Here is a 14,929-nt window from a genome sequence, read left to right as displayed (position 1 = left end):
GGGGTCCCCGCGCTCGCCGGCCCTCCTTCGCCGACCCGCCGGCCGGGCCGTCACGACGGGCCGGCGGGTTCCTTCGCCGTCCTGAGGGCCCGCGCCCCCGAGGCGTCCATGTCCGGTGCGACGCCTCCGAACTCCGGGCAGAGCTCCTTGAACCTGCACCAGTCGCACAGCTTGGAGGGCCTGGGCTCGAAGCGCCGGGAGTCGAGCCGCTCCTCGATCGCCGACCACGTCGAGTCGAGTTCGGAGGCGATCGCGGCGACGTCCCCGGGGACGGGGTCGTAGGTCAGCGTGCGGCCGTCTTTGAGGTAGATGAGCTGCGTGCGCCGGGGGAGCACGCCGCGCGAGAGCCGGACGGCCGCGGCGTAGAACCGCATCTGGAAGAGGGCCTCCTCCTGGAAGCGCGGATTCGGCGACTTGCCCGTCTTGTAGTCGACGATGCGCAGGGCGCCGTCGGGAGCCCTGTCCACGCGGTCGATGATCCCCCTGATGGCCAGCCCCGAGGGAAGCCGGGCGTTGACGAAGGACTCGCGGGCGGCGGGCTCCAGGAACGACGGGTTCTCCATCCGGAAGTAGTTGCCGATCAGCACGCGCGCGCTGTCCAGCCATTCGGCCGCGCGTTCGCCGCCGCCGACGACGCTGCGATCCGCCGGCGACGCGGCCAGCCGCTCCTGCCACAGGGGGTCGAGCAGGGCTTGTGCGGTCGCCTCGGTGCGCTCCAGGGCGGGGGCGTCGAAGAGGCGCTCCAGCACCGCGTGGACGAGGGTTCCGCGCAGCGCCTCCGGCGACGGCGGCTCGGCGAGCCTGTCGATCACCCGGAACCTGAACAGGAGCGGGCACTGTTTGAAGTCCTTGGCGCGGGACGGCGACAGCGCGGCGTGCTTGCTCATGGGACAACCGTACAGCGCGCCTCCGGCGGCTCACTCGGTCTGCGCCGACCTCGCACGTACAATGGACGGCCATGAGCCACCATCCCTCCGCGTCCCGCCGAGGGCCCTTCCGCCCCGGCGACCGCGTCCAGCTGACGGATCCCAAGGGCCGCAAGTACACGATCTCGCTCACGCGCGACGGCCACTTCCAGTCGACTCGGGGCTCCTTCCGCCACGCCGAGCTCATCGGCGCCGAGGAGGGCACGGTCCTGCAGACCGAGGACGGCAGGCGCTTCCTGGCTCTGCGCCCCCTCGTCTCCGACTACGTCCTGTCCATGCCCCGGGGGGCGACCGTCGTCTACCCGAAGGACGCGGCGCAGATCGTCCACGTAGCCGACGTCCACCCCGGCGCCCGGGTCTTCGAGGCGGGGCTGGGATCGGGGGCCCTCGCGCTCTCGCTGCTGGCGGCGGTCGGACCGGAAGGGCGCCTCGTCTCCTGCGAGCGCCGCCCCGAGTTCGCCGAGATAGCGCAAGGGAACGTCCGCTCGTGGTTCGCGGGGGCGGACCTTCCGTGGACGGTGGAGGTGGGGGAGGCCTCGGACGTGCTGGCGGCCATGAGGGAGGGCGAACTCGACCGCGTCGTCCTCGACATGCTCGCCCCCTGGGAGCTCATCGGCGTGAGCGCGCACGCCCTCCGGCCGGGCGGGGTCGTCCTCGCCTACGTCGCCACGACGACCCAGATGTCCCGGTTCGTCGAGGGCCTGCGCGAGAGCGAGGCGTACACCGAGCCCGAGGCCAGCGAGACCCTCGTGAGGACCTGGCACCTGGAAGGCCTGGCGGTCCGGCCCGACCACCGGATGGTGGCCCACACCGGGTTCCTCGTCGTCTCGCGCCGCCTCGCCCCGGACAGCCGGCCCCTGCGGCCGGTTAGGCGCCCCGCCCGGCAGGCCTACTCCGAACCGCCCGCCTGGGCCGAGGACCTGGCCGAACGCGGCATATCCGAGCGCAAGCTGCGCAAGGTCCGCAGAGACGTCGCCCACCGCGCCGACGTCGAAGAAACCGGGGAGTCGGCCGCCGGCCGGCACGGCCGCCTCGTCCGCGAGAGAATCGATGAGGAGCTGCGCGAGCGCCGGCAGGCCCGCCGGACCGCGCACGGGCCAGGCGGGGGCGGCGAGCCCGACGGCCCGCCCGGGGGAGTGGGGTAGCTTTCACTGTGCGAGGAGCCACTCTCGGCGTGTGGCGCAGGGCTCTAGAATTGACGGGTTCGAAAGAGAGGAACCCATGTCCGAGCCAGGCCACAGCGAGCTCGTCGCCTTGCGCAGGCAGATCGTCTCCCTGGAGGAGAAGAACGGAAGGCTGTCCGCTTCGCTCGCCACCGCCCGCGACCGGATCAAGGAACTGAACGACCAGCTCGAGACGCTGTCGCGGCCGCCGGCGTCCTTCGCCGTCTTCCTGGCGGCCCACCGGGGAGACCATTCGATCGACGCCCTCGTCGGGGGGAGGAAGATGAACCTCGCCGCTTCGCGGACGCTGCGGATCGAGGACCTCGAGCTCGGCCAGGAGGTGCGCCTGAACGAACAGCTCGTCGCCGTCGAGGCGGGGGGCTTCGACCTCGTGGGAACGATCGTCGCGGTGGAGATGGTCGTCGACGACCGACGCGTCCTCGTGCGCGTCCACCCGGACGAGTCCCGGATCATGCGCGTAGCGGGGAGGCTCCGTGCGCGGGGGCTCCGCGTGGGCGACGCCGTGCTGGCGGACATGCGCGACGGCATCGTGCTGGACGTCGTCGAGCGGCCGGACGTCGAACACCTCCTGCTCGAGGAGATCCCCGACGTCTCCTACGCCGACATCGGCGGCCTGGGGGAGCAGATCAGCCAGATCAAGGACACCGTCGAACTGCCCTTCGAGCAGCCCGGGCTCTACCGCGAGCACGGGCTCAAACCGCCCAAGGGGGTGCTCCTCTACGGGCCGCCGGGCTGCGGCAAGACTCTCATAGCCAAGGCCGTCGCCACCTCGCTCGCCGCCAACAGCGCGGCCCGCGGCGGCGGGGCCAAATCGCACAGCTACTTCCTCAACGTCAAGGGCCCCCAGCTCCTGGACAAGTACGTGGGCGAGACGGAGCGGCAGGTCAGGGACATCTTCTCCCGCGCCCGGGACCGCGCGGCGGCCGGGATCCCCGTCGTCATCTTCTTCGACGAGATGGAGGCCCTCTTCCGCACGCGGGGGTCGGGCATCTCCTCGGACGTCGAGACGACGGTGGTCCCCCAGCTCCTGGCCGAGATCGACGGGGTGGAGTCCCTGACCAACGTCATCGTCATCGGCGCCTCCAACCGGGAGGACATGATCGACCCGGCCATCCTGCGCCCCGGCAGACTCGACGTGAAGATCAGGATCGAGCGCCCGACGAGGGAGGGGAGCCTGGACATCCTGTCGAAGTACCTGACCGCAGAGCTGCCCCTGCGCGAGGACGTCGTCGAACGCTGCGGCGGACGGCGGGAGGCGGCCGCCATGCTGCGCGAGACGATCGTCGAGGAGCTCTTCGCCCGCGTCCCGCGCAACGAGTACGTGGAGGTGGCCTACGCCAGCGGCGCGCGCGAGAGGCTCTACGTCAGCGACATCGTCTCCGGCGCGCTGCTGGCCGGGATCGTCGACCGCGCCAAGAAACTGGCCATCAAGGACTTCCTGGCGACGCGGCGGCGCGGACTGGCGCCCGTGCACGTCGTCGAGGCCGTGCGCGAGGAGAGCCTGGCCAACGAAGACGTCGCCACCGCGACCAGCCCCGAGGAGTGGGCGCGGGTCAACGCCCGCGGACGCGCCGACCGGGTCGTCGACGTGCGCCCTCTCTTCGCCGGGACCGCCCCGCCCGGCCGCGGGGAGGCCGACGGGGCCGGTGGGCGCGTCCCGCCTCCGAGCGTCGACGCGCCGTCGATCGGCGACCGGCCGGTGCGCGAATGGAGCGGCGCCTCGACGACGGAGTTGATGTGATGACCGCACGCAGGATCACCGGACTGGAGACCGAGTTCGGAATACTCGAGCCGGCCCGGCCTCGGGCCAATCCCATCGCCCTGTCGGCCGACGTCGTGGAGGCCTACGCGGGGCTGTGCCGAGCGCGCGTCGCCTGGGACTTCCACGGGGAGGACCCCCTGAACGACGCCCGCGGATACCGTCTGGACAGGGCCAGCGCCCACCCCTCCCAGCTCACGGACGCCCCGGAGGCCGAACGGACCCCGGCGCGCCTGGGGCGCGGCGAGGCGCTCGACCTGCGCCGCCCCCGGGCCTCCAACGCCGTGCTGACCAATGGAGCGCGCCTGTACGTCGACCACGCCCACCCCGAGTACTCCTCGCCCGAGACCGCCACTCCCCGCGAGGCCGTCCTGTGGGACCGCGCGGGCGAGCACGTCATGCGCCGAGCCATGGAGGCGCTCGCCTCCGAAGGACGTGACGTGGTCGTGTACAAGAACAACGTCGACGGCAAAGGGGCGGCGTACGGCTCCCACGAGAACTACCTCGTGAGCCGGAAGGTCGGCTTCGGGGAGGTCATCCGCTACCTCACGCCCTTCTTCGTCACCAGGCAGATCCTGTGCGGCTCCGGACGCCTCGGGATCGGCCAGCGCAGCGAGACTTCCGGGTTCCAGATCTCCCAGCGCGCCGACTACGTGGAGAACGACGTCGGCCTGGAGACGACCTTCAACCGGCCGATCATCAACACGCGCGACGAACCCCACGCCGACGCGGCCGCGTATCGCCGCCTCCACGTGATCGGAGGCGACGCCAACCTCTTCGACGTCTCGAACCTGCTGAAGGTCGGCACGACGTCGCTGGTCCTCTGGCTGCTGGAATCGGACAGGGTCCCGCTCGAACTCGACTCCCTGACCCTGCACTCCCCGGTGGCCGCCACCTGGCGGATCTCGCACGACCCGAGCCTGAGGGCGGCCGTCGACATGCACGACGGGACGTCGAGGACGGCCGTCGACATCCAGCAGGTCTACCTCGACGCCGTCCGCGAAGCCGTCGGACGCGACGGCGAGCCCGACGCCGACACCGCCGAGGTCCTCGACTATTGGCAGCGGGCGCTCGACGCCCTGCGCGGCGACATGGACGCGGCCGCCCCCATGATCGAATGGGTCGCCAAGTACCGGCTCCTGGAGGGGCTGCGAGCCCGCGGCGGAACCGGATGGGACTCCGACAGGCTGCGCGCCCTCGACCTGCAGTGGCACGACCTGCGCCCGGAGCGTTCGATCGTCGCCCGACTCGACGCCGCAGGCCGGGTCGCCAGGCTCTTCTCGCCCGAGCAGGCGGCCGACGCCGCCGTCCGAGCGCCGTCCTCGACCCGGGCCTTCCTGCGGGGAGGCCTCATCGCAGCCTTCGGCGAACGCGTCCCGGCCGCGGGATGGGACGGGATCGTCCTCGACGCGGGGGGCGAGCTCGTCCGACTGCCCACCCTCCATCCCGGCAGGGCGACGGAAGACCTCGTCGGGGCGCTGCTCGCCGCCTCGACCGACCCGGACGACTTCCTGCGGCGGCTGGAGGAGGCCGCGAAGCCGCGCCGCGGGGACTGACGGCCCACCGGCCAGGGCGGAAGCCGTCCCGGCCGACGGACCTCCACCGACACGACACCCACGAAAGGACGACATGCCTTCCCAGGAATTCGCGCAACCCCGCCGTTCGCGGCAGGAGGAGACGCTCTGTGACATCCCCCAGGCCCAGACCCAGTCGGCGGCCGCCGACTCTCTGCTGGACGAGATCGACTCGGTCCTCGAATCCAACGCCTCGTCCTTCGTCCAGGGGTTCGTCCAGAAAGGCGGACAGTGATCCCCCAGAGGGTCATGGGGATCGAGACCGAATACGGCCTCATGTGCGCCTCGACGGAGGGCGGGACGCCTCCCCTCGACCCCGAGGAGACGGCCGCCGAGCTCTTCCGCGCCGTCCTCGAGTCGGGCCTGTCGACCAACGCGTTCCTGGCCAACGGGGCGCGCCTCTACCTGGACGTCGGGGCGCACCCCGAGTACGCGACGGCCGAGTGCCGCACCGTCGCCGACCTGGTGGCCCACGACCGGGCGGGCGAGCTGCTGTTCGCCGGCATGGCCGCCGAGGCCAACGAGCGCCTCGCCGCACGCGGGGTCCCCGGCCGGATCCACCTGTTCAAGAACAACCTCGACGCCGCGGGCAACTCCTACGGCTGCCATGAGAACTACCTCGTGCGGCGACGGCCCGACTACCGGGCCCGCATCTCGACGATGCTCCCGTTCTTCGTCACCCGCCAGATCGTCGCCGGAGCCGGCTGTCTGCGGCGGGGCGAGGACGGCGTGACGCGCTTCGCCTTCTCCCAGCGGGCCGACCAGATGTGGGACGCCATCTCCTCCGCGTCGACCCGCTCCCGGCCGATGATCAACACCCGGGACGAACCCCACGGCGATCCCGAGCTCTACCGGCGCATGCACGTGATCGTCGGCGACTCCAACGTGGCCGAGCCGGCCACCGCCCTCAAGGTCGCGGCCGAGGCCCTGCTCGTCCTCGTCGAGGACGGCGCCGTCCTGCCCGGCATCCGCCTCGCGGACCCCGTCGAGGCGATCCGCGCGGCGAGCCTCGACCTGACCGGCCGTGCCCCGCTGGCCCTGCAGGGCGGCGGCGTCACCACCCCCGTCGACGTACAGCGGAGGATGCTGGAGGCCGTGCTCGCCCACTACGACGCCCGCGGCTACGCGGCGGACCTGCCGGAGGGCACCCGCTACCTGTTCGACCTGTGGGGCAGGGCGATCGACGCGGTCGCATCCGGCGACCACGCGGGCATCGCGACCGAGATCGACTGGGCGGCCAAACTCGCGCTCGTCGAGCGGTACATGCGCCGCAGCGGCGCCGAACTGGGCGATCCGCGCCTGGCCCGGCTCGACCTCGCCTACCACGACGTCACCGACGCGGGTCTGCGCGCGTCGATGGAGTCGGCCGGGCTGCTGCGCACGTTCACCGGCCCCGGGGCCGCCGAGCGGGCCTCGGCCAGGCCGCCGCAGAACACGCGAGCCAAGCTGCGCGGGGAGTTCGTCGCCAAGGCCAGGCGACTCCGCTTCGACTACGCCGTCGACTGGACGAACCTCAGACTGCTCGAAGTCGAGGGGACCCGCACGGTCGTGCTCAAGGACCCGTTCTCCTCCGCCGACGAGCGAGTCGACGCACTCATGGATAAAATGGAGCGATGAGGAAGACGGCCTCGGGACTGTGCCTCGCCCTCGTGTGCGCGGGCCTGGCCTCCTGCTCGAAGGGAGGCGCGAACGCGTGCTCGGTCACCCCGAACGGCAAGTTCGGCTCGCCCGTCACCGTGACGGTCGACTGCCCCAAAGGCGCGGGCAGGCTGACCAGGGAGACGGTCCTGGAGGGCAAGGGCAACCGGATCGTCGACGGGCAGACGGTGCTCATGCGCGCGACCTCCTTCGACTCCCGCAACGGCGAGATCATCAAGGCGTACAACACGGGCGAGCTCCGGCTCGCGGCGGTCACCAAGAAGGGGATGGGGGACCTCGCCAAACGGCTCGTCGGCGTGCGCGAGGGCAGCCGTCTGGTCATCAAGCGCCCCGGACTCGTCGAGGGCGTCCCGACCGCCTCCGAGATCATCGTCGTCGACCTCCTCTTCACCGTCGCACACGGCAAGGCCGTCCCCGTGCCCAATCCGGCTCCGTCCGGCATGCCCCAAGTGGGCACCGCCGACGGCGGAGGCCCCTCGATCAAGTCCCCGGGAGGCGCCATCCCCTCCCTGGAGACGGTTCCCCTCGTCGTCGGGAACGGCCCGCAGGTGACCGAGGGCCAGACCCTCGCCGTCCAGTACGCGCTCTTCGACCAGAACGGCAAGAGCGTCGACGAGACGTGGACCAAGGGCGCGCCGGTGGCCCTCAACCTCAAGACGGCCATGAAGGGCCTGTCCGAGGGCCTCGTCGACCAGAAGATCGGCTCCAGGGTGGTCGTCCTCGTTCCGAGTGCGAAGGCGCAGGGAACCGGGGACCGCGTGGTGGTCGTCGACATCCTCGGGGCCCTTCCCGATCCGCCGGAGGGGAAGGGCTCCCCCTCGTCCGGGGGCAAGAGGGGGAGGAAGGGCGAGACGGCCTCTCCCGGGCAGACGCCGTCGCAGACGTCCTCCCCGAGCGGCGCGGCGACGCCCTCGAAGCCTCCGGCGGCGAAGACGGCGCCGACGAAATCGACGCCGACGGGCGGCAAAGGCGGCGGAAGGGGCCCGGGGGCGAAACGCTCGTCCTGAGTGCTCCGCCGGACACCTCGGTGTCCGACCGTCTCGCATCGAGGACCTGTCGGAACGATCGTGCATTCCACGGTACTCTTGGAGGGCTGGAAGGAGGAGCATGGGCGTTGCCGTACGAGTGATTCCCTGTCTGGACGTCGCCGAGGGGCGCGTGGTCAAGGGCGTGAACTTCCTCAACCTGAAGGACGCCGGCGACCCCGTCGAGCTTGCCCGCCTCTACGACTCCCAGGGAGCGGACGAAATCGCCTTCCTCGACGTGTCGGCCACTGTCGGCGGGCGGGGCACCCTCCTCGACGTCGTGCGGCGCACCGCGGAGGAGGTCTTCGTCCCGCTCACCGTGGGCGGCGGCGTGCGCAGCGTCGAGGACGTCCGCCTGCTGCTGGAGGCGGGCGCCGACAAAGCGTCCGTCAATTCGGCGGCCGTGGCGGACCCGGGGCTCATCTCCGCCATAGCCGACGCCTTCGGATCCCAGGTCCTCGTCCTGTCCTTGGATTCGCGCCGCAACCCCCGAGCGGGCACGCCGTCGGGCTTCGAGGTGACGACCCACGCCGGCAGGCGCGGCACCGGCGTCGACGCGGTCGAGTGGGCCGCGCGCGCCGAACGGCTGGGGGCGGGGGAGATCCTCGTCAACTCCATGGACGCGGACGGCACGACCGGCGGCTTCGACCTGGAGATGACCGCCGCGGTCAAGGACGCGGTCGGCGTGCCCGTCGTCGCCTCCGGCGGCGCGGGAACCGCCGGGGACTTCGCCGCGGCGGCGCGATGCGGGGCGGACGCCGTCCTCGCCGCCTCGGTCTTCCACTTCGGGCGGCTGACGATCCCCGAGGTCAAAGACGCGATGCGCCAGGCGGGGGTGCCGGTGCGATGACCGACGACCTCAAGCCCGACGTCGCCTCCCGCGTGCGCTTCGCCGACGGCCTCGTGCCCGCGGTGGTCCAGGACGCCTCCGACGGGGAGGTCCTCATGGTCGGGTACATGGACGCGACCGCCCTGGCGCGCACCCTCACGAGCGGACGGGTCTGGTTCTGGTCGCGTTCGCGCCGCGAGTACTGGCGCAAAGGCGACACCTCCGGACACGTCCAGCTCGTTCGCCGCGTGCGCGTGGACTGCGACGGGGACTGCCTTCTGGTCGAGGCGGTTCAGCTCGGCGGAGCCTGCCACACGGGAGCCAGGACGTGCTTCCAGGCCGGAGGCGACCTGGAGGTCAGCGGCCTGATCGAGGAGGATGCATGAGCGAGTCGCAGCGCCGCGCCGGGGACGCGGGCGCGGGGGGCATGGACTGGGGCCGGATCTGGCCGTGCAGGGAGGAGTTCCTCGAGCTGGCGCGGACCCGGCGGGTCATCCCCGTCGTCGAGAGGCTCCTGGTGGACGACGCGACTCCGCTGGGCATCTACCGGCGGCTCGCCCGCGGCGCCGGGACGTTCATCCTGGAATCCGCCGAGCACGACGGCAGATGGGACAGGTGGTCCTTCGTCGGCGTGCGCTCGTCGGCCCACATGGTGGCTCGCGGCGGCCGCGCCAGCTGGATCGGGCAGGTCCCCGAGGGCGTCCTCTCCGAGGGGACGAGCACCGAGGTGATCGCCAGCGCCCTCGCCGAGCTGACCGCCGAACCGCTCCCCGGACTGCCGCCTCTGACGGGCGGGCTGGTCGGCGCCCTCGGTTGGGACACCCTCTACGACTGGGAGCCCACGCTCTCCCGCGAGGCGCCCGGCGAGCTGACGACGCCCGACGCGGCCCTCTGCCTGGTGTCCGACATGGTGGCCGTCGACCATCACGAAGGCGTGGTATGGCTCATGTCCAACGCCGTCAACGCCGACAACCGGGACGCCGGCGCCGAGGCCGCCTACGACGCCGCCGTCGAGCGGCTGTCGGCCATGGCCGCGGACCTGTCCACCCCCGTGCCGCTGCACGCCGTGAAGATCGGGGACGCGCCGACGGCCCAGCCCGTCCTGCGCACCCCCCGAGAGGATTTCGAGAGGGCCGTGGACGAGGGCAAGGAGGCGATCCGGGAGGGCGAGGTCTTCCAGGTCGTGCTCTCCCAGAGGGCGGACGTCGAATGCACGGCCGACCCCTTCGACGTCTACCGGGTGCTCCGCACCGTCAACCCGTCGCCCTACATGTACTACCTCCGCCTGGCCGACGGGACCGGCGGGGACTTCTCCGTGGTCGGGAGCTCCCCCGAGACGCTCATACGCCTGACCGCGGGGACGCTGACCATGTTCCCCATCGCGGGGTCCCGTCCGCGCGGGGAGACCGACGAGGCGGACGCCGAGCTCGAGCGCGAGCTCCTGAACGACCCCAAGGAGCTCTCCGAGCACGTCATGCTCGTCGACCTCGGGCGCAACGACCTGGCGAAGGTGTGCGTCCCCGGAACCGTCGAGGTGACGACGCTCATGGAGGTCAAGCGCTACAGCCACATCATGCACATATCGTCGACGGTCACGGGCCGCCTCGCCGCCGGCCGCACGGCCGTCGACTGCCTGGCGGCGACCTTCCCGGCGGGAACCCTCTCGGGGGCTCCCAAGCCGCGGGCGATCGAGCTCATCGACGAGCTCGAGCCCGCCCGGCGCGGCGTCTACGGGGGCGTCGTCGGGTACTTCGACCTGTCGGGCAACGCCGACCTGGCGATCGCCATACGGACGGCCGTCATCGACTCGGGGAGGGCCCACGTCCAGGCGGGGGCCGGCATCGTGGCCGATTCCGTGCCCGCCGCCGAGTTCGCCGAGGCCCGCAACAAGGCGGCTGCGGCCGTCAGGGCCGTCCAGATCGCCAACCGATTGACAGCGGCAGAGTGAGGAGGACAGTCATGACGGTACTGGATTCGATAATCGCCGGCGTGCGCAAGGACCTGGCCAGACGCGAGGCCGCCATCAGCCTCGAGCGGCTCAAGGAGCGGGCCAGGCGCCAACCGTCGGCTCTGGCGGCCGAGGACGCCCTGCGTCCCACGTCCGGCCGGCGCGTCTCGATCATCGCCGAGTGCAAGCGGTCGAGCCCGTCGAAGGGGCGTCTGGCCGACATCCCCGATCCGGCGGCGCTGGCCGCCTCGTACGCCGAAGGAGGCGCGGCGGCCGTCTCGGTGCTCACCGAGGAGCGGCGCTTCGGGGGGACGCTCGCCGATCTGGACGCCGTCCGCTCCACGGTGGACGTGCCCGTCCTGCGCAAGGACTTCGTGGTCTCCCCCTATCAGATCTGGGAGGCCCGCGCCCACGGCGCGGACATCGTCCTTTTGATCGTCGCCGCACTGCAGCAGACCGTCTTGACCTCCTTCGTCGAACGCGTCCACTCGCTGGGCATGACGGCCCTCGTCGAGGCCCACGACCGCCGGGAGGCCCGCCGGGCGCTCGACGCGGGGGCGCGGGTGATCGGCGTCAACGCGAGGAGCCTGAAGACCCTGACGGTCGACATGGGGATCTTCGACACGATCGTCGGCATGCTGCCCTCGGACGTGGTCCGAGTCGCGGAATCGGGCGTCAGGGGCCCGCAGGACGTCCTCACCTACGCCAGGAGCGGCGCCGACGCGGTGCTCGTCGGCGAGGCACTCGTTACATCCGGCGACCCCGGCACGGCGATTCGTGACATAGTTGCCATAGGACACCACCCTTCCCTGGAAGCAATGGAGAGATGATTTGACGCAGCAACTGGGAGCGGTACAGGGGCCGTACTTCGGCGATTTCGGGGGACGCTACGTCCCCGAGGCGCTCGTCGCGGCCCTCGACGACTTGACGGAAGCCTGGGAGCGGCTCAGGGTCGACTCGGCCTTCACCTCCGAACTCGACCGTCTGGCCCGAACCTACTCGGGCCGCCCGTCCATCCTCACCGAAGCGCCGAAGTTCGCCCGCCACGCGGGCGGGGCCCGCGTCCTGCTCAAACGCGAGGACCTCAACCACACGGGCTCGCACAAGATCAACAACGTGCTGGGCCAGGCGCTCCTCACCCAGACGGTGGGCAAGACCCGGGTCATCGCCGAGACCGGCGCAGGCCAGCACGGCGTCGCCACCGCGACCGCCGCCGCCCTGCTCGGCCTGGAGTGCACGATATACATGGGCGCGCAGGACGTGCGCCGCCAGTCCCTGAACGTGGCGCGCATGGAGATCCTCGGCGCCAAAGTCGTCTCGGTCTCGGCGGGGTCGGCCACGCTCAAGGACGCGATCAACGAGGCCTTCCGCGACTGGGTGGCCAACGTCGACTCGACGAACTACGTCTTCGGCACGGCGGCGGGCCCTCACCCCTTCCCGGCGCTCGTGCGCGACCTTCAGAGGGTCATCGGGGAGGAGGCCCGCGCCCAGGTGCTCGAGCTGACGGGCGGGCTGCCCGACGTCGCCGTCGCGTGCGTCGGCGGCGGGTCGAACGCCATCGGCCTGTTCAACGCCTTCCTCGACGACCCCTCCGTGCGGATCGTCGGCTGCGAGGCGGGAGGGGCCGGCGTGGACTCGGGCAGGACGGCAGCCGCCCTGAACGCCGGCTCGCTGGGCGTCTTCCACGGCTCCCTGAGCTACCTCCTGCAGGACGAGGACGGGCAGACGGTCGAATCCCATTCGATCTCCGCCGGTCTGGACTATCCGGGGGTCGGCCCCGAGCATGCCTGGCTGGCCTCGACCGGACGGGCGGAATACCGCCCGATCACCGACGACGAGGCCATGGAGGCCTTCCTCCTGCTGAGCCGCGAGGAGGGGATCCTCCCCGCGATCGAGTCGGCGCACGCGTTGGCCGGCGCCATCCAGCTCGGGCGCGAGGCCGAGGCCGCCGGCCAGCGGCCCCCGGTCATCCTCGTCTCCCTGTCGGGCCGAGGCGACAAGGACGTGCAGACCGCCATGGACTACTTCGGCATCGAGGGGAAGGGGGCCGTCTCGTGACATCGGCACAGGCCATCGACGCGGCGAAGGCGCGCGGGGGCGCGGCCTTCGTCGGATACCTTCCCGTCGGCTTCCCCGACCTGGAGGGCTCCATCGCGGCGGCGCGCGAGCTCGCGGCCGCCGGTGCCGACGTCATCGAGGTCGGGATCCCCTACTCGGACCCGTCGATGGACGGAGGGGTCATCCAGGCGGCGACGAACCGCGCCCTCGCCGGAGGGTCGCGCGTGCGGGACGCGTTCGCCATGGTCGAGGCCGTCGCCTCGGCGGGCGCCGTCCCACTCGTCATGACGTACTACAACCTCGTCTTCGCCTACGGGGTCGAGGCCTTCGCCGGGGATCTGGCCGACGCCGGGGGAGCGGGTCTCATCACGCCCGACCTCATACCCGACGAGGCGTCCGCCTGGATCGAGGCCTCCGAGGCCCGGAACCTCGACCGCGTCTTCCTGGTCGCCCCCTCCTCGCGCGAGGAGCGTCTGCGCCTGACGGCCGCCGCGTCGCGGGGCTTCGTGTACGCGGCCTCGACGATGGGGGTGACCGGGGAGCGCGCCAGCCTCGACGAGCGCGCCAGAGCGCTCGTCTCCCGCACGAAGGCCGCCGGGGCCGAGCGCGTGTGCGTCGGCATCGGCGTCACCACGCCCGACCACGCCCGGGAGGTCGCCGGATACGCCGACGGCGTCATCGTCGGCTCGGCCCTCGTCCGCCCCATGCTCGACGCCGGGCGGGACGGCATCCCCGCCATGCGCGCGATCGCCGAGTCCCTGGCGGCCGCCGCCCACGACACCAGTTCGAGGAGCGCGACATGATCTTCCAATCGATTCCTTCGCCCGGCCAGGGCGTATGGCATCTCGGCCCCCTGCCCGTGCGAGCCTACGCCCTGGCGATCATCTGCGGGATCCTCGTCGCCTGGGCGGTCCTCACGAGACGGTACCGGGCCAAAGGCGGGCCGACGGAGCTCCTGCCCGACATGGTGGTCGTCATGGTGATCGCGGGGATCGTGGGGGGCCGGCTGTACCACGTCATCACAGACTACGACCTCTACTTCGGCGAGGGCCGCGACCCCGTCTCCGCCCTGTACGTGTGGAAAGGCGGCCTGGGCATATGGGGGGCCGTCACACTCGGCGGTCTCGGCGCCTACCTCATGTGCCGCCACTACGGCCTGCGCGCCGGCCCCTTCGGCGACGCCCTCGCCCCCGGGCTCTTCCTCGCCCAGGCGATCGGGCGGTTCGGCAACTACTTCAACCAGGAGCTCTACGGCAAGCCGACCGATCTGCCGTGGGCCCTGCGGATCGACGACGCCCACCGGCTCCAGGGCTATCCGCCAGGGACGACGTTCCACCCCACCTTCCTCTACGAGGCGCTGTGGTGCCTGGCGGGGGCTCTCGCCCTCCTCTGGCTGGAGCGGCGCTTCCGCCTGGCCGGCGGCCAGCTCTTCGCCGCCTACGTCATGATCTACACGGCGGGTCGGGCGTGGATCGAATGCCTCCGCATCGATGCGGCCCACCACATCTTCGGCCTGCGTCTGAACGTCTGGACGTCGATCGCGGTCTTCCTCGCCGCGCTCGCCGTCTTCGTAGTCCTGCGCAGGCGGATGCGCACCCACCCGGAGATGGGCGACGTCTGGACCGGCGAGGAGGCCCGCGAGCGGCACGAGAGGAGGACGGCCGCAGCGGCGGAGAGGCCCCAAGCGGGCTCCGAGCGAGAGGAAGCCAGTCAGGGCGAGCCCGATCCGGCCGCGGCGGACGGCCCCGACGGCGGATCCGCCTCCTGCGAGGCCTTCGGGGAAGAGGGTCCGACGGAGCCGGAGGGAGCGGGCTCTTCCGGCTCCTCCGGCGCGGGCGGGCGACCGCGGAGGCCGGGAGACGAATCGGAGGGCGTCCGGTCGAAGGACTCCCAGTAGGCGCGCCGACCGGCGTCGGCGCCCGCCCGGCCCATTTACAGGAGGATTTCCTCCTGTAAATGGGCCGGTT

General features: G+C 71.8%; 14 protein-coding genes. 13 read left to right on the top strand and 1 reads right to left on the bottom strand.

Annotation, left to right across the window (positions count from 1 at the left end):
- Positions 1–50: 50 nt before the first annotated feature.
- Positions 51–887 carry a RecB family exonuclease gene (locus tag HMPREF0043_RS03940; RefSeq protein WP_021601582.1) on the bottom strand — a complete coding sequence of 279 codons (837 nt, stop codon included), beginning with the start codon at positions 885–887 and terminating at the stop codon, positions 51–53.
- A 71-nt stretch (positions 888–958) separates the two neighbouring features.
- On the opposite strand from HMPREF0043_RS03940, the gene HMPREF0043_RS03935 reads away from it, so the two are divergent.
- The 13 genes from HMPREF0043_RS03935 (at position 959) to lgt (ending at position 14,859) form a co-directional block, all read left to right on the top strand.
- A complete protein-coding gene (locus tag HMPREF0043_RS03935) occupies positions 959–2,071 on the top strand; it encodes a tRNA (adenine-N1)-methyltransferase (protein ID WP_021601581.1) in 1,113 nt (370 codons plus the stop codon).
- A 76-nt stretch (positions 2,072–2,147) separates the two neighbouring features.
- Positions 2,148–3,851 (top strand): proteasome ATPase, encoded by a 1,704-nt coding sequence (arc, locus tag HMPREF0043_RS03930; protein WP_040317784.1) that lies wholly within the window; start codon positions 2,148–2,150, stop codon positions 3,849–3,851.
- The gene (gene dop, locus HMPREF0043_RS03925; RefSeq protein ID WP_040317783.1) at positions 3,851–5,425 is read left to right on the top strand and encodes a depupylase/deamidase Dop; all 1,575 of its coding nucleotides are present in this window, start codon (positions 3,851–3,853) and stop codon (positions 5,423–5,425) included. Before arc ends, dop begins: the two co-directional genes overlap by 1 nt.
- Positions 5,426–5,498: 73 nt before the next feature.
- Positions 5,499–5,678 carry a ubiquitin-like protein Pup gene (locus HMPREF0043_RS03920; RefSeq protein WP_021601578.1) on the top strand — a complete coding sequence of 60 codons (180 nt, stop codon included), beginning with the start codon at positions 5,499–5,501 and terminating at the stop codon, positions 5,676–5,678.
- The gene (gene pafA, locus HMPREF0043_RS03915) at positions 5,675–7,060 is read left to right on the top strand and encodes a Pup--protein ligase (RefSeq protein WP_021601577.1); all 1,386 of its coding nucleotides are present in this window, start codon (positions 5,675–5,677) and stop codon (positions 7,058–7,060) included. The genes HMPREF0043_RS03920 and pafA overlap by 4 nt, the downstream gene beginning before the upstream one ends.
- On the top strand, positions 7,057–8,109 hold the full coding sequence (locus HMPREF0043_RS03910) for an FKBP-type peptidyl-prolyl cis-trans isomerase (protein ID WP_021601576.1): 1,053 nt from the start codon (positions 7,057–7,059) through the stop codon (positions 8,107–8,109). The genes pafA and HMPREF0043_RS03910 overlap by 4 nt, the downstream gene beginning before the upstream one ends.
- Before the next feature lie 100 nt (positions 8,110–8,209).
- A complete protein-coding gene (hisF, locus tag HMPREF0043_RS03905) occupies positions 8,210–8,977 on the top strand; it encodes an imidazole glycerol phosphate synthase subunit HisF (RefSeq protein ID WP_021601575.1) in 768 nt (255 codons plus the stop codon).
- Entirely contained in the window at positions 8,974–9,342 is a 369-nt protein-coding gene (gene hisI, locus HMPREF0043_RS03900; RefSeq protein WP_021601574.1) for a phosphoribosyl-AMP cyclohydrolase, read from the top strand. Before hisF ends, hisI begins: the two co-directional genes overlap by 4 nt.
- Positions 9,339–10,904 carry a chorismate-binding protein gene (locus HMPREF0043_RS03895; RefSeq protein WP_021601573.1) on the top strand — a complete coding sequence of 522 codons (1,566 nt, stop codon included), beginning with the start codon at positions 9,339–9,341 and terminating at the stop codon, positions 10,902–10,904. Before hisI ends, HMPREF0043_RS03895 begins: the two co-directional genes overlap by 4 nt.
- Positions 10,905–10,915: 11 nt before the next feature.
- A complete protein-coding gene (gene trpC / locus HMPREF0043_RS03890; RefSeq protein WP_021601572.1) occupies positions 10,916–11,734 on the top strand; it encodes an indole-3-glycerol phosphate synthase TrpC in 819 nt (272 codons plus the stop codon).
- Position 11,735: 1 nt separating this feature from the next.
- A complete protein-coding gene (gene trpB / locus HMPREF0043_RS03885) occupies positions 11,736–12,962 on the top strand; it encodes a tryptophan synthase subunit beta (RefSeq protein ID WP_021601571.1) in 1,227 nt (408 codons plus the stop codon).
- A complete protein-coding gene (gene trpA, locus HMPREF0043_RS03880) occupies positions 12,959–13,765 on the top strand; it encodes a tryptophan synthase subunit alpha (RefSeq protein ID WP_021601570.1) in 807 nt (268 codons plus the stop codon). Before trpB ends, trpA begins: the two co-directional genes overlap by 4 nt.
- Positions 13,762–14,859 carry a prolipoprotein diacylglyceryl transferase gene (lgt, locus tag HMPREF0043_RS03875; RefSeq protein WP_021601569.1) on the top strand — a complete coding sequence of 366 codons (1,098 nt, stop codon included), beginning with the start codon at positions 13,762–13,764 and terminating at the stop codon, positions 14,857–14,859. Before trpA ends, lgt begins: the two co-directional genes overlap by 4 nt.
- Positions 14,860–14,929 lie beyond the last annotated feature (70 nt).

The organism is Actinobaculum sp. oral taxon 183 str. F0552, from assembly GCF_000466165.1.
GTDB lineage: Bacteria > Actinomycetota > Actinomycetes > Actinomycetales > Actinomycetaceae > Peptidiphaga.
This window is presented reverse-complemented; position numbering and strand designations above follow the sequence as displayed.

Excerpts from the sequence above, each read along its gene's own strand:
- lgt (WP_021601569.1), top strand. The coding sequence starts at position 13,762 with ATGATCTTCCAATCGATTCCTTCGCCCGGCCAGGGCGTATGGCATCTC.
- HMPREF0043_RS03910 (WP_021601576.1), top strand. The coding sequence starts at position 7,057 with ATGAGGAAGACGGCCTCGGGACTGTGCCTCGCCCTCGTGTGCGCGGGC.
- HMPREF0043_RS03895 (WP_021601573.1), top strand. The coding sequence starts at position 9,339 with ATGAGCGAGTCGCAGCGCCGCGCCGGGGACGCGGGCGCGGGGGGCATG.
- dop (WP_040317783.1), top strand. The coding sequence starts at position 3,851 with ATGACCGCACGCAGGATCACCGGACTGGAGACCGAGTTCGGAATACTC.
- arc (WP_040317784.1), top strand. The coding sequence starts at position 2,148 with ATGTCCGAGCCAGGCCACAGCGAGCTCGTCGCCTTGCGCAGGCAGATC.
- hisI (WP_021601574.1), top strand. The coding sequence starts at position 8,974 with ATGACCGACGACCTCAAGCCCGACGTCGCCTCCCGCGTGCGCTTCGCC.
- trpC (WP_021601572.1), top strand. The coding sequence starts at position 10,916 with ATGACGGTACTGGATTCGATAATCGCCGGCGTGCGCAAGGACCTGGCC.
- HMPREF0043_RS03940 (WP_021601582.1), bottom strand. The coding sequence starts at position 887 with ATGAGCAAGCACGCCGCGCTGTCGCCGTCCCGCGCCAAGGACTTCAAA.
- HMPREF0043_RS03920 (WP_021601578.1), top strand. The coding sequence starts at position 5,499 with ATGCCTTCCCAGGAATTCGCGCAACCCCGCCGTTCGCGGCAGGAGGAG.
- hisF (WP_021601575.1), top strand. The coding sequence starts at position 8,210 with ATGGGCGTTGCCGTACGAGTGATTCCCTGTCTGGACGTCGCCGAGGGG.
- HMPREF0043_RS03935 (WP_021601581.1), top strand. The coding sequence starts at position 959 with ATGAGCCACCATCCCTCCGCGTCCCGCCGAGGGCCCTTCCGCCCCGGC.